Source organism: Streptomyces sp. KLMMK, assembly GCF_036961605.1.
Taxonomy (GTDB): Bacteria; Actinomycetota; Actinomycetes; order Streptomycetales; family Streptomycetaceae; genus Streptomyces; species Streptomyces telluris.
Window position 1 is genome coordinate 1 of sequence record NZ_JBAMDC010000032.1, and the last position, 13,753, is coordinate 13,753.

Genomic DNA, 13,753 nt, shown 5'->3' on the forward strand with positions numbered 1-13,753 from the left:
CGGCGGCGGCGACGTGCCGGCAGCGTGTCGCTGGGGCTGTTGTTGTCCTCGGTCCCGGCGGAGCCGGGCTCGGTGGGCTCAATGGATTCGAGCATGCGGGCGGTTCTCCCGTCACGCTCCCGGGCGCCGCGCCGGTTCCGGCCCGCCGGCCCGCGTGATGTGCGCGGTACCGCCGTCCGGGGCGCGGTCGCCGCACGGGAGCTGTCGTCTCGCTCGCCGGGTCCGATGCTCATCGGCACCGGCGAAAGTCTCCTGGTCAGTGCGCCTGCCGCACCGGGTGGCTCCCTGGTGTCCGGCGGCGCTTCGACGGCCGTCCTTACGCGGAACCTTCCGGCACCTGCGCATCGCCTGCGGGGCTCGGCCCGGCGGCCGTGGTGGGGAAGGCCGGGGCGGCTTCGCGGTCAAGCGCGAGCGGGTCGGTCACCGTGCCGGACTCCTCATCGAGCAGCCCCTGCGCCAGCCTGGTCACCGCAGCGGGGACCGGCGGCGCCAGGTCGGCCGTAGCGCGGAGACCGGACAGGACGTCGTCGGGTCGAACGGCGGGTGTGGCGTGCCGAACAACCAGCCGCAGTATCGCACAGGGACCGTCGCCGGGCCTATCGGCCGCGGCGTCCCGCGCTTCGAGCCGGATCACGGCACCACGGGCGTCGAAGGTCCGCAACCCGTTTTTGGTGCGGCGCTGGACGTCCACCTGCTCGGCCGCCATGAACGCCGCCACGGCCCGCTCGGCGTCCCCGGCCTCGACGCCGTCCAGCCGCAGCTCCCAGACGGAGGCCTCCAGCCGGTCGGCGAAGGAGGACGTGCGGGCCTCCACGGCGTCCGTGATGTCCAGCCCGTCCGGCAGCGACTCGTCGAGCAGCTTGCGCAGCTGCTCCACCTCGCGGACCTCGGCGAGCTGGATCTCCAGGTACTCGGCCTCACTGCCCGTGCCGGTGGGTGCGGCATTGGCGTACGACACCTTGGGGTGCGGGGTGAAGCCCGCCGAGTACGCCATGGGCACCTCGGCGCGCCGCAGGGCGCGCTCGAAGGCGCGCTGGAAGTCACGGTGGCTGGTGAACCGGAGGCGGCCGCGCTTGGTGTAGCGCAGGCGAATGCGCTGCACCGCAGGAGCGGGCGGGGGGCCTTCGGGCTGTCGCTTGCCCAGTGGTCTGATTCCTTCGTGAGTGCGGTCGTACTGCTACCTAGAGTACGTGCAGCGGGGGCCCTGCCAACCCGGCAGGGCCCCCGCTCGAACAAACTTCCTTACTTGACGACGGAGAGCGGAAGCAGCTTCTTGCCCGTCGGGCCGATCTGGATCGACGTGTCCATCTGCGGGCACACGCCGCAGTCGAAGCACGGCGTCCAGCGGCAGTCCTCGACCTCGGTCTCGTCGAGCGCGTCCTGCCAGTCCTCCCAGAGCCAGTCCTTGTCGAGACCGGAGTCCAGGTGGTCCCAGGGCAGGACCTCCTCGTAGGTGCGCTCGCGCGTCGTGTACCAGGCGACGTCGACGCCCTGCTCGGGCAGCGTCCGCTCGGCGCACTTCATCCAGCGGTCGTACGAGAAGTGCTCGCGCCAGCCGTCGAAGCGGCCGCCGTCCTCGTAGACCGCACGGATGACCGCGCCGACGCGCCGGTCACCGCGCGAGAGCAGGCCCTCGATGATGCCGGGCTTGCCGTCGTGGTAGCGGAAGCCGATCGAACGGCCGTACTTCTTGTCGCCGCGGATCTTGTCGCGCAGCTTCTCCAGGCGGGCATCCGTCTCCTCCGCGGAGAGCTGCGGGGCCCACTGGAACGGGGTGTGCGGCTTGGGCACGAAGCCGCCGATGGAGACGGTGCAGCGGATGTCGTTGGAGCCGGAGACCTCGCGGCCCTTGGCGATCACGTTGACCGCCATGTCACCGATCTGGAGCACGTCCTCGTCGGTCTCGGTCGGCAGGCCGCACATGAAGTACAGCTTCACCTGGCGCCAGCCGTTGCCGTACGCCGTGGCGACGGTGCGGATCAGGTCCTCTTCCGAGACCATCTTGTTGATGACCTTGCGCATGCGCTCGGAGCCGCCCTCGGGGGCGAACGTCAGACCGGAGCGGCGGCCGTTGCGGGTCAGCTCGTTGGCGAGGTCGACGTTGAAGGCGTCCACGCGGGTGGAGGGGAGGGACAGACCGATCTTGTCCTCCTCGTACCGGTCCGCCAGGCCCTTCGCGATGTCACCGATCTCGGTGTGGTCGGCGGAGGACAGCGACAGGAGGCCGACCTCCTCGAAGCCCGTCGCCTTGAGGCCCTTCTCCACCATCTCGCCGATGCCGGTGATGCTCCGCTCCCGCACGGGGCGCGTGATCATGCCGGCCTGGCAGAAGCGGCAGCCGCGGGTGCAGCCGCGGAAGATCTCGACGGACATGCGCTCGTGCACCGTCTCCGCGAGCGGCACGAGCGGCTGCTTCGGGTACGGCCACTCGTCCAGGTCCATGACGGTGTGCTTGGACACGCGCCACGGCACGCCGGACTTGCTGGGCACGACGCGGCCGATGCGGCCGTCCGGCAGGTACTCGACGTCGTAGAACGCCGGGACGTACACCCCGCCCGTCCTCGCGAGGCGGAACAGCACCTCCTCGCGGCCGCCGGGGCGGCCCTCGGCCTTCCAGGCCCGGATGATCTCGGTCATCTCCAGGACGGCCTGCTCGCCGTCGCCGATGACCGCGCAGTCGATGAAGTCCGCGATCGGCTCGGGGTTGAACGCGGCGTGACCGCCCGCGAGCACGATCGGGTCGTCGATCGTGCGGTCCTTGGACTCCAGCGGGATGCCGGCCAGGTCGAGTGCGGTGAGCATGTTGGTGTAGCCGAGCTCGGTGGAGAAGCTCAGGCCGAAGACGTCGAACGCCTTGACCGGCCGGTGGCTGTCCACGGTGAACTGCGGCACCTTGTGCTCGCGCATGAGCTCCTCGAGGTCCGGCCACACGCTGTACGTGCGCTCGGCGAGGACGCCCTCACGCTCGTTGAGGACCTCGTAAAGGATCATGACGCCCTGGTTGGGCAGACCGACCTCGTAGGCGTCCGGGTACATCAGGCACCAGCGGACGTCCGCGCTCTCCCACGGCTTGACCGTGGAGTTGAGCTCTCCACCGACGTACTGGATGGGCTTCTGCACATGCGGGAGCAGGGCCTCGAGCTGTGGGAAGACCGATTCGGCAGTCATCTGGGGGGACCTTCGTGAGCTGGCAAGGGGCGACTCTCAAGCGTAACGTGCCGGGAATCGACCCTTGCACGCGATCTTGACGACCCCCGCGGATTCGGGGAGCGGCCGCCCCCGGTTCACGCCCCCAGATCCGCCCGGTACCGCTTGCGGGACGCCTTCGCCCACACCTCCGGCAGCTCCCGCTCGTCCTTCGCCGCCTGCCGCTCCTCCCGGCCGTACAGCAGTCCCAGGGTGAACGTGCTCTCCCCCGCCGCGTGGGCCTCGGCCGCCAGGGTGCGCAGGACCGTACGGGTCATGACGCTGTCCTGGTGGTCGCCGAGGAGCGACTGGACGTCCTTCATGCGGCGCGTGAAGCGCTTGGCCGGCTTGCCCAGCGCGGGCACCGCGGCCTCGGCGGCGTAGCGGGCCCGCTTGGCGGCCTTGCGGGCGTCGTGGAGGGCGGTGTCCCGCTCCGGGCCGCGGCCCGTGGCGAGGGCGTGCTCGACGCGGCCGGCCAGGCGCTCGTAGTCGTGCAGCACGGCCCCGGCCAGGACCCCCGGCGCGGGGAGCGCGGCGGCCCGGAGCAGGGGCGGGCCGGCGAGGAGGGCGTCGAGCGCGTCGAGGAGGGTGAGGTAGCGGTCGCTGTCGAGGAGGGCGGCGAGGCGCTTGCGCGTGCTCTGGGCGCGTCCTGCGGCGTAGATCCGCAGCCGGGCGCGGACGGGCCCGAGGACGAGCGTGCCCGGCAGCGCGCCGAGGGCCTCCTTCAGCCGCTCGGCGACGACCTCGCGGTCCCGGTCGGCGCCGAGCTCCTCGGCGAGCCACTTCAGCTCCGCCCCGAGCGGGTCGGTGACCTCGCGGTCCAGGACGTCGCGGTACGTGCGGAAGGCGCTGCGCAGCCGGCGGGTGGCGACGCGCATCTGGTGGACGGAGTCCTCGGTGTCGCGGCGGACGGCGGTGTCGTAGGCGAGGAGGGCGTCGGTCTGGCGGCGGACGTAGGCGAGGACGTGGTCCCCGGCGGTGGCGGCCCCCCGGTCGCCCTTCTTGCCGGGCTTCTTCGCGTCCTTCTCCCCCGCCCTCTCCCCCGCCTTCTTCCCGTCCCCCGTCTCCTGCAGCGCCCTGGCCAGCTTCGACGGCGCGCCGGAGGGGCGCAGGCCCTCCTCCAGGAGGCGCTCCTCGACGGTGTCGAGGAAGGCGGGGTCGGTGTCGCCGGCGAGCTCGACCTCGAACTCGGTCCAGCGGGCGCTGCGGCCGCCGTCGCCGATCCGGTCGGCCCGGACCCGGTCCGCGCTGGCCTCGGCGAGGAGCGTGCCCTGCGGGTCCAGCAGCCGGCTGACCTCGCGGCGCGAGCGGATGCGGACGAGGGGGACGAGCCCGGCGCGCCGGACGCGGGCCCGGACGAGGGAGGCGAGGGCGCGCGGCACGTCCGGCGAGAGGGGCGCCCGGATCTCGTCCCGCACCCCGGGAGCGACGGGCAGCTTGAGATGCCAGCCCTCATCGGAGCCGCCGGTGCGGCGGCGCAGGGTGATGCCGGCCGCGGCGAGGCGCCGGTCCGCGGTGTCGTAGTAGACGGCGTCGAGTTTGTGCGTGCCTTCGTCGGTGACGGTCGCGACGCCCGCGACACGGCTCAGGTCGGGCAGCGAGGCCGCCGCCGCGGGGCCACCGGCTTCGTACTTCCGCTCGATCTCGCGCAGAGTGTCCGCCATGGTGTCGAATCTAGTGCGCGCCCGCCCCGGAGGGCAGCCCTGTTTACGCCGACACCGGCCGTTGCACCTTGATCGACTGCAGGAGCCCGATCGCGATCCACGCCGCGAACATCGAGGACCCCCCGTAGGAGACGAAGGGCAGCGGCAGGCCCGTCACCGGCATGATCCCGAGCGTCATCCCGATGTTCTCGAAGGACTGGAAGGCGAACCAGGCGATGATTCCGGCCGCCACGATCGCCCCGTAGAGCTCGGTGGTCTCGCGGGCGATGCGGCAGGCGCGCCAGATGACGACGCCGACGAGGAAGATGATCGCGCCGGCGCCGACGAAGCCGAGCTCCTCGCCGGCGACGGTGAAGATGAAGTCGGTCTGCTGCTCGGGCACGAACTGCCCGGTGGTCTGGGAGCCGCGGAAGAGGCCGGAGCCGAGGAGGCCGCCGGAGCCGATGGCGATGCGGGCCTGGTTGGTGTTGTAGCCGACTCCGGAGGGGTCGAGTGCGGGGTTGGCGAAGGCGGCGAAGCGGTTGATCTGGTACGCGTCGAGGACGCCGAGCTGCCAGATGAGGACGCAGCCCAGGACGCCGGTGCCGATCAGCCCGGCGATCCAGCGGTTGGAGGCGCCGGAGGCCAGGAGCACGGCGAGGACGATGACGACGAGGACCATCACCGAGCCGAGGTCGGGCATCAGCAGGATGATGACGATGGGCAGGGCGGCGAGGCCGAGGGCCTCGACGACGGTGCGGTGGTCGGGGTGGAGCCGCTCCCCCGCGTCGACCTTGCCGGCGAGCAGCATCGCCATCCCCAGCGCGATGGTGATCTTGGTGAACTCGGAGGGCTGCAGGGAGAAGCCGCCGCCGAGCTGGATCCAGGACCGGGCGCCGTTGATGGTGGCGCCCAGCGGGGTGAGGACGGCGACGGTGAGCAGGACGGAGATGGCGTAGAGGATGGGCACGGCGCCGCGCAGGGCGCGGTGGCCGACCCAGACGGCGCCGATGGCCAGGCCCAGCCCGATGCCGGTGTTGAGGATGTTGCGGAGCAGGAAGTAGTACGGGTCGCCCTGGTTGAGCTCGGTGCGGTTGCGGGTGGCCGAGTAGACGAGCAGGGTGCCGATGCCGGAGAGGGCGAGGGCGGCCCAGACCATCACCCAGTCCAGGCGGCGGAGGACGGAGTCGCGGGCGGTGAGGCGGCCCCAGGCGGAGCGCTCGGGGCTGTAGCGGCGGGCGCGGTAGCCGTCGGTGGCGGTCACGTGTCCTTCTCCTCCTCCTTCCGGGCCGACGGGCTGGGCGGGGGCGGCTCGATGGGCTGGGCCTCGATGGTGCCGTCCTTCTCGACCTTCGGCAGTCCTGCCTGGGGGTGCGGCAGGAGCGCCTTCCTGGCGTCCACCTTGCCCTTCTCGTCGACGCCGTAGAGGGCGTTGTAGATGTTGCGCACGGCGGGGCCGGAGGCGCCGGAGCCGGTGCCGCCCTGGGCGATCGTCATGACGACGGCGTAGTCGCCGGTGTAGGTGGCGAACCAGGAGGTCGTCTGCTTGCCGTAGACCTCGGCGGTGCCGGTCTTGGCGTGCATCGGGATCTCCTTCTGCGGCCACCCCTCGAAGCGCCAGGCGGCGGTGCCCTGGGTGGCGACGCCGGCGAGGGCGGCGTCGATCTGGTCGCGCGTCCTGCCGTCGAACGGCAGCCTGCCGTGCGACTTCGGGGCGATCTCCCGGACGGTCCTGCCGTCGGGGCTGATGACGGCCTTGCCGACGGTGGGGTTCCACAGGGTGCCGCCGTTGCTGATGGCGGCGTAGATGGTGGCCATCTGGAGGGGGGTGACGAGGGTGTCGCCCTGGCCGATGGAGTAGTTGACGGAGTCACCGGCGCGCATGCGCATGCCGGACTCGCAGTTCTCCTTGGCGATCTGCCCGGCGTAGCTGTCGTCGGTCTTGCCCTGCTTGCACCAGGAGTCCTTGTTGGCCTCCCAGTACTGCTTCTTCCACTCGCGGTCGGGGATGCGGCCGGTGACCTCGTTGGGGAGGTCGATGCCTGTCTCCTTGCCGAGGCCGAACTCGTGGGCGGTCTTGTAGAACCAGTCCGCCGGGTGCTTGGGGTTGTTGCCGCCGTCCTTCTGCCACTGGCGGTAGGCCAGGTCGTAGAAGACGGTGTCGCAGGAGACCTCCAGGGCCCGGCCGAGGTTGATGGGGCCGTAGCCCTTGGACTCGAAGTTCTTGAAGACCTGGTTGCCGATGCTGTACGAGGCGGAGCAGTTGTAGTTGTCGTTGAAGGCGTAGCCCGCCTTGACGGCGGCGGTCGCGGAGACGACCTTGAAGATCGAGCCGGGGGCGGCCTGTCCCTGGATCGCCCGGTTGAGCAGCGGGAAGCCGGAGTCCTTGCCGGTGAGGTTCTGGTAGTCCTTGGCGGAGATGCCGCCGACCCAGGCGTTGGGGTCGTAGGTGGGGTTGGAGGCCATGGCCACGACGCGGCCGGTCTTCGCCTCCATGACGACGACGGCTCCGGCGTCGGCCTTGTAGTTGGTGCCGGTGTTGCGGTCGACCTCCTTGCGGGCGTCCTTCATCGCCTGGTCCAGCTCCCGTTCCGCTATGGCCTGCACGCGGGCGTCGATGCTGGTGACGACGTTGGAGCCGGGGACGGCCTTGTCGCTCTTGGCCTTGCCGATGACGCGGCCGAGGTTGTCGACCTCGTAGCGGGTGACGCCGGCCTTGCCGCGCAGCTGGGAGTCGTACTGGCGCTCCAGGCCGGAGCGGCCGACCTGGTCGGAGCGGAGCAGCGGGGAGCGGCCGGCGGCCTTGGCCTTGATGATCTCTTCGTCGGTGACGGGCGAGAGGTAGCCGAGGACCTGGGCGGTGTTGGAGCCGCCGGGGCCGGCGTAGCGGCGGACGGCGGTGGGCTCGGCGGTGATGCCGGGGAAGTCCTCGGCGCGCTCGCGGATCTGCAGGGCCTGCTGGGTGGTGGCCTCGTCGGTGATGGGGATGGGCTGGTAGGGCGAGCCGGCCCAGCAGGGCTTGGGCGTCTTGGCGTCGCACAGCCGGACCTTGGCGGCGACGTCCTCGGGCTTCATGCCGAGCACTCCGGCGAGGCGGGTGAGGACGGTCCTGCCCTTGTCCTTCATCTTCATCAGGTCGGTGCGGCTCGCGGAGACGACGAGGCGGGTCTCGTTGTCGGCGAGGGGGACGCCGCGGGCGTCCAGTATCGAGCCGCGGGTGGCCGGGGCGACGACCTGCTGGATGTGGTTGTCGGCGGCTTCGGCGGTGTACTCGTCACCGTTGCGGATCTGGAGGTACCAGAGGCGGCCGGCGAGGGTGAGCAGGAGGGAGAAGACGAGGATCTGGATGACGATGAGGCGGATGGCGACCCGCGAGGTGCCCCCGCTGTCGGAAAGGTTGCTCACAGGCGCTTCACCCCCTTGAACCGGCTCGGCCGGCGCAGACCCGTGCGCTGGCCGCCGACGCGGTTCGTGCGCGAGCCGCCCATCGTGCTGGGGCCGTCGGCGGACAGCGGGTCGGGCTGGACGCGCCTGGCCATGGCCATGACGAGCGGCACGACGAAGGGCGCGAGCAGCAGGTCGTAGAGGGCCGCGGTGAACACGAGGCTGGTGAGGCCGACGTTACGGGCGGCGGTGTCGCCGACGAGGGAGCCGACGCCCGCGTAGAGCAGGGTGGAGCCGACGGCCGCGGCGACGACGACGAGCATGGGCACGGTGGCCGAGCGCAGCTTGCCCGTCTCGGGCCGGGCGAGGCCGACGAGGTAGCCGATGACGCACAGGACCAGGGCGTAGCGCCCGGTGGCGTGGTCGGCCGGTGGGGCGATGTCGGCCAGCAGGCCGGCGCAGAAGCCGATGACGGCGCCGTTGGTGTGGCCGTGGACGAGGGCGAGCCCGACGACGACGAGGAGCAGGGGGTCTGGCACGGCTCCCGGCAGGTGGAGCCGTGCCAGGACGGTCACCTGCACGACGAGGGCGACCACCACGAGCGCGGTCGAGAGCAGGATCCGGTTGAGGCGCATCGTCAGTCCTCGGGTTTGGCGCTCGCGGAGGGCGTGACCGTGACGGTCACGGTGGGGGTGGGCTTGGGCGCTTCCGGTTTGGGCGGGAGCACCGTGTCGCGGGGGTCCGTCCGCGGGGGTTCGACGACGACGCCGACGATGTCGAGCTTGCTGTAGCCGACGAAGGGACGGACCTGGAGGGTGCGGGTGAGGCTGCCGCCGGCGGGTTCGACGCGGGTGACCTCGCCGACGGGGACGCCGGGGACGAACGGCTTGTCCTTGCTGGAGCCGAAGGTGACCAGGCGGTCGCCGGGGCGGACGGCCGCCTTGCCGTTGAGCAGTTCGACCCGCAGGACGCCGGCGCCCTGGCCGTTGGCGAAGCCGAGCTCGCCGCTCTTCTCCATGCGGGTTCCGACGGTGAACTTGGGGTCGTTGGCGAGCAGGACGGTCGCGGTGTCGCGGACGACGGTGGTGACGCGGCCGACGAGGCCGTCGCCGTTGAGGACGGTCATGTCGCGCTTGATGCCGTCGCGGCTGCCGGCGTCGATGGTGACGGTCCAGGAGAAGCCCTGGGCCGCGCCTATGGCGATGACCTGGGCGCCCTTGATGCCGTACTGGCCGCGGCCGGCGGTCTTGAGCATGGCGTCGAGCTCGGCGGCCCGGCCGCGGTTGCGGTCGTCGCTGCCGAGGCGCTGCTTGAGGCTGGTGTTCTCGCGTTCCAGGGCGCTGATGCGGTTGTGCCGCTCGTCGGAGTCACGCACGGCCGCCACGGCGTTGCCGAAGGGGTCGACCGCGGAGGCGACGCCCTTCTCGACGGGCCCGAAGACGGAGGCTGCCGCGTGCCGGACGCCGTCGAGCGGGGACCGCTCACCGCCACGGATGTCCACCGTGATCAGTGCGAAGGCGATGGCGACCAGCAGCACCAGCAGCAGCCGGCTCTCTCGTGTGTCCCTCACGTGCGGCGGCATGCCCTTCTCGTAGGACCGGCAGGCTGCGGGGCGGGCCGGTCATCCGGAGCGTTGTGCCTGTATATCAGGTTGTTTCCCGGCTACGGCGGTACGCCGGTGGCGTCGGCGCCGGCCGCTGCCGAGGGGGTGGGGCGGCGTCCCCCGGCAGGTGGAACGGCGCCCCGCGACGGCACCCCGGAAGGCGCGCCCGGAGGGCGGGCGCGTCAGCGGCGCGGCTGGGCGTCGAGGACCTGCTGGAGGGCCTCGAACTCCTCGACGCACTTGCCGGAGCCCAGCGCGACGGAGTCCAGCGGGTCCTCGGCGATGTGGATCGGCATGCCGGTCTCCCGGCGCAGCCGCTCGTCGAGGCCGCGCAGCAGGGCGCCCCCGCCCGTAAGAACGATGCCGCGGTCCATGACGTCACCCGAGAGCTCGGGCGGGCACTTGTCGAGGGTGGTCTTCACGGCGTCGACGATGGAGTTGACGGGCTCCTCGATGGCCTTGCGGACCTCGCCGGCGGAGATCACAACGGTCTTGGGCAGGCCGCTGACCAGGTCCCGGCCGCGGATCTCGGTGTGCTCGTCCTGCTCCAGGTCGTAGGCCGAGCCGATGGTGATCTTGATCTGCTCGGCGGTGCGCTCACCGAGGAGGAGGCTGTACTCCTTCTTGATGTGCTGGATGATCGCGTTGTCGAGCTCGTCCCCCGCGACGCGGATGGACTGGGCCGTGACGATGCCGCCGAGGGAGATGACCGCGACCTCGGTGGTGCCGCCGCCGATGTCGACGACCATGTTGCCGGTGGCCTCGTGGACGGGCAGGCCGGAGCCGATCGCGGCGGCCATGGGCTCTTCGATGATGTGCACCTGGCGGGCGCCGGCCTGGGTGGAGGCCTCGATGACGGCGCGCCGCTCGACGCCGGTGATGCCCGAGGGCACGCAGACCACGACGCGGGGCCGGGCCATCCAGCGCCGCTTGTGGATCTTGAGGATGAAGTAGCGGAGCATGCGCTCGGTGATCTCGAAGTCGGCGATCACGCCGTCCTTCAGCGGCCGGACCGCGACGATGTTGCCCGGGGTGCGGCCGATCATCTTCTTCGCCTCGGCACCCACCGCGAGGATGCCGCCGGTGTTGGTGTTGATGGCGACGACGGATGGCTCGTTGAGGACGATTCCGCGGCCTCTGACGTACACCAGCGTGTTGGCGGTCCCGAGGTCGACAGCCATGTCACGGCCGATGAACGACATGTTGTTCCCCATGAGGATACGTCTGGCCTTCCCAGCTGGAGCGAGTGCTTACTTGAGGTCGGCAGGGTGTGCTGCTGCGGTGCGGTGCGCCGCGGGCGCGGAAGCTCTCATCGTAGTCTCGACCGGTCGAACGCGGTGCGAGGGTTCCTCCGCCATTGTCGGCGGAAGTCGAGCCTCCCCTAGTAATGGTGACGTCGTGTCGGAGTGAGAGGTTCCCTCGTTCGCCGCGCATATGCCAGGGGCGACCGAAATTAAATCGGTCGCCCCTGATCGGAAAGGCTCCGGGCCTGAAGAGCTATCAGGCGAGGCCGGGAAAGAAAATCTTGATTTCCCGCTGGGCCGAGTCCTCGGAGTCCGAGGCGTGGATGAGGTTCTCGCGCGTGATGGTGCCGAAGTCACCACGGATGGACCCCGGGGCGGCCGAAATGGGGTCGGTGGGGCCGGCCAGGGCGCGCACGCCCTCGATGACGCGCTCGCCCTCGACGACCAGGGCGACGACAGGGCCGGAGGACATGAAGCCCATCAGCGGCTCGTAGAAGTCCCGGCCCTCGTGCTCGGCGTAGTGCTGCGCAAGGGTGGCCCGGTCGAGGGTGCGCAGCTCCAGAGCAGCGATCGTCCAGTTCGCCTTGCGCTCGATGCGGCCCACGATCTCGCCGATCAGACCACGGCGGACGGCGTCGGGCTTGAGGAGGACGAGGGTGCGCTGGCTCATACTGCGGCTCCTTGCAGGGGCAGGGTGTGGTGCCGCAGAGGCTACAGGGGCGCCGGTGACGCCCGGTACCCTCCCCCGGCCGGCACCGGGGGAATCCCCACATGCGGAGCCCGCAGCTACGCGGCTTCGGCCTCCGCGGCCGCGGCCGCGAAGCGGGCCTTCGCCTCGTCGATCTTCCGGCCGAAGTGGACCGAGGCCCACCACAGACCGCCGAAGACCACCCCGAGGATGAACATCATCGGGACGATGAAACCGCTCAGGACCAGGCCGATCTGCAGCAGCCAGCCCAGCTGGACGCCGCCGGGCCGGGTGAGCATGCCGCACAGCAGCACGCTGACCGCCATCGCCGTGCCGCTGACGGCCCATACGGTGCCCGCCGAGAGGTCGGAGGTCTGCATGGCCACCAGTCCGGCGAACCCGATGACGAAGAATTCACCGATCAGAGTGCTCGCGCACAGCATTCGCATGATCAGCCCTTTCCGAGGAGCAGCCGGGCCTCGCCGACCGTGATCACCGAGCCGGTCACGAGGACGCCCGCGCCGGAGAACTCGGCCTCCTCCTCCGCGAGGGTGATCGCGGCCTCCAGGGCGTCGTCCAGGCGGGGCTCGACCTGCACGCGCTCGGCGCCGAAGACCTCGACGGCGATGGCCGCGAGCTCGTCGGGGTCCATGGAGCGCGGGGTGGAGTTGCGGGTGACCACGACCTCGGCGAAGACCGGCTCGAAGGCCTCCAGCAGGCCGCGGACGTCCTTGTCGGCGCTGGCGCCGACGACGCCGATGAGGCGGCTGAAGCCGAACGCCTCGGTGACGGCCTCGGCCGTGACCTGCGCGCCGGCCGGGTTGTGCGCGGCGTCCAGCACGACGGTGGGGCTGCGGCGCACGACCTCCAGCCGGCCCGGGGAGGAGACCTGGGCGAAGGCGCGGCGGACGGTGTCGACGTCGAGCGTGCGGGCGTGCTGCGAGCCGATCCCGAAGAACGCCTCGACGGCGGCCAGGGCGACCGCGGCGTTGTGCGCCTGGTGGGCGCCGTAGAGCGGCAGGAAGATCTCGGGGTACTCGCCGCCCAGGCCGCGCAGCGTCAGCAGCTGGCCGCCGACGGCTACCTCGCGGGAGACGACGCCGAACTCCATGCCCTCGCGGGCGACGGTGGCGTCGACCTCGACCGAGCGCTTGAGCAGCACCTGGGCCGCGTCGACCGGCTGCTGGGCGAGGACGACGGTGGCGTCCTGCTTGACGATCCCGCCCTTCTCGCCGGCGATGTCGCCGGGGGTCGCGCCGAGGCGGTCGGTGTGGTCGAGGGAGATGGGGGTGACGACGGCGACGCCGGCGTCGATGACGTTGGTGGCGTCCCAGGTGCCGCCCATGCCGACCTCGACGACGGCCACGTCGACCGGGGCGTCGGCGAAGGCGGCGTAGGCCATGGCCGTCATGACCTCGAAGAAGGAGAGGCGGTGTTCCTCGCGGTCGTCGACCATCTCGACGTACGGCTGGATGTCGCGGTACGTCTCGATGAAGCGCTCGGCCTGGATCGGGGCGCCGTCGAGGCTGATGCGCTCGGTGATCGACTGGACGTGGGGGCTGGTGTAGCGCCCGGTGCGCAGGTCGAAGGCGCCCAGCAGCGACTCGATCATGCGGGCGGTACTGGTCTTGCCGTTGGTGCCCGTGATGTGGATCGCGGGGTAGGCGCGCTGCGGCTGGCCCAGGATGTCCATCAGGGCCTCGATGCGCACCAGCGAGGGGTCGAGCTTGGTCTCGCCCCAGCGGCCGGCCAGCTCGGCCTCGACCTCGCGCAGCGCCCGGTCGGTCTCCGGGTCCTCGGGGCGGGCCGGGATGTCGCCCTGCGGCGGCCCGGCCTGGGTGCGCAGGGTCCGGCTGCCGGCCTCGATGACGGCGAGGTCGGGGTCGCGTTCGGTCTCGGCATCGACGATTTCCGCGAAACGGTCCTCGCCCTCGGGGCCGGTGCTGCCGTTGTCGTCGTTCAGGGGGCGCTCGCTCACGCGGACCAGTCTACGGAGGGGGTACGA

11 protein-coding genes are annotated in these 13,753 nt (G+C 71.3%); all 11 read right to left on the reverse strand.

Annotated elements, in window-relative coordinates; genetic code table 11:
• Positions 1–316: 316 nt before the first annotated feature.
• The 11 genes from V7793_RS08970 to folC all read right to left on the reverse strand — a co-directional run bounded on the left by V7793_RS08970 (position 317) and on the right by folC (position 13,726).
• Positions 317–1,102, reverse strand: a complete 786-nt coding sequence (locus tag V7793_RS08970; protein ID WP_168095743.1) for a TIGR03936 family radical SAM-associated protein — start codon at positions 1,100–1,102, stop codon at positions 317–319.
• A 140-nt stretch (positions 1,103–1,242) separates the two neighbouring features.
• Entirely contained in the window at positions 1,243–3,168 is a 1,926-nt protein-coding gene (locus V7793_RS08975) for a TIGR03960 family B12-binding radical SAM protein (RefSeq protein WP_336004039.1), read from the reverse strand.
• Between the two features lie 116 nt (positions 3,169–3,284).
• Positions 3,285–4,850 carry a CYTH and CHAD domain-containing protein gene (locus V7793_RS08980; RefSeq protein WP_336004042.1) on the reverse strand — a complete coding sequence of 522 codons (1,566 nt, stop codon included), beginning with the start codon at positions 4,848–4,850 and terminating at the stop codon, positions 3,285–3,287.
• 43 nt (positions 4,851–4,893) lie between these two features.
• A complete protein-coding gene (rodA, locus tag V7793_RS08985) occupies positions 4,894–6,093 on the reverse strand; it encodes a rod shape-determining protein RodA (protein ID WP_336004045.1) in 1,200 nt (399 codons plus the stop codon).
• A complete protein-coding gene (mrdA, locus tag V7793_RS08990) occupies positions 6,090–8,234 on the reverse strand; it encodes a penicillin-binding protein 2 (protein ID WP_336004048.1) in 2,145 nt (714 codons plus the stop codon). The genes rodA and mrdA overlap by 4 nt, the downstream gene beginning before the upstream one ends.
• On the reverse strand, positions 8,231–8,848 hold the full coding sequence (gene mreD / locus V7793_RS08995; RefSeq protein ID WP_336004051.1) for a rod shape-determining protein MreD: 618 nt from the start codon (positions 8,846–8,848) through the stop codon (positions 8,231–8,233). The genes mrdA and mreD overlap by 4 nt, the downstream gene beginning before the upstream one ends.
• Before the next feature lie 2 nt (positions 8,849–8,850).
• A complete protein-coding gene (gene mreC, locus V7793_RS09000) occupies positions 8,851–9,783 on the reverse strand; it encodes a rod shape-determining protein MreC (protein WP_336004054.1) in 933 nt (310 codons plus the stop codon).
• Positions 9,784–9,998: 215 nt separating this feature from the next.
• Positions 9,999–11,018 carry a rod shape-determining protein gene (locus V7793_RS09005; protein WP_058046895.1) on the reverse strand — a complete coding sequence of 340 codons (1,020 nt, stop codon included), beginning with the start codon at positions 11,016–11,018 and terminating at the stop codon, positions 9,999–10,001.
• A gap of 298 nt (positions 11,019–11,316) precedes the next feature.
• Entirely contained in the window at positions 11,317–11,730 is a 414-nt protein-coding gene (gene ndk, locus V7793_RS09010) for a nucleoside-diphosphate kinase (RefSeq protein ID WP_336004056.1), read from the reverse strand.
• Between the two features lie 116 nt (positions 11,731–11,846).
• Positions 11,847–12,197, reverse strand: a complete 351-nt coding sequence (locus tag V7793_RS09015) for a DUF4233 domain-containing protein (protein WP_336004059.1) — start codon at positions 12,195–12,197, stop codon at positions 11,847–11,849.
• 2 nt (positions 12,198–12,199) lie between these two features.
• Positions 12,200–13,726, reverse strand: coding sequence for a bifunctional tetrahydrofolate synthase/dihydrofolate synthase (folC, locus tag V7793_RS09020; RefSeq protein WP_336004062.1), 1,527 nt, complete (start codon positions 13,724–13,726; stop codon positions 12,200–12,202).
• Positions 13,727–13,753 lie beyond the last annotated feature (27 nt).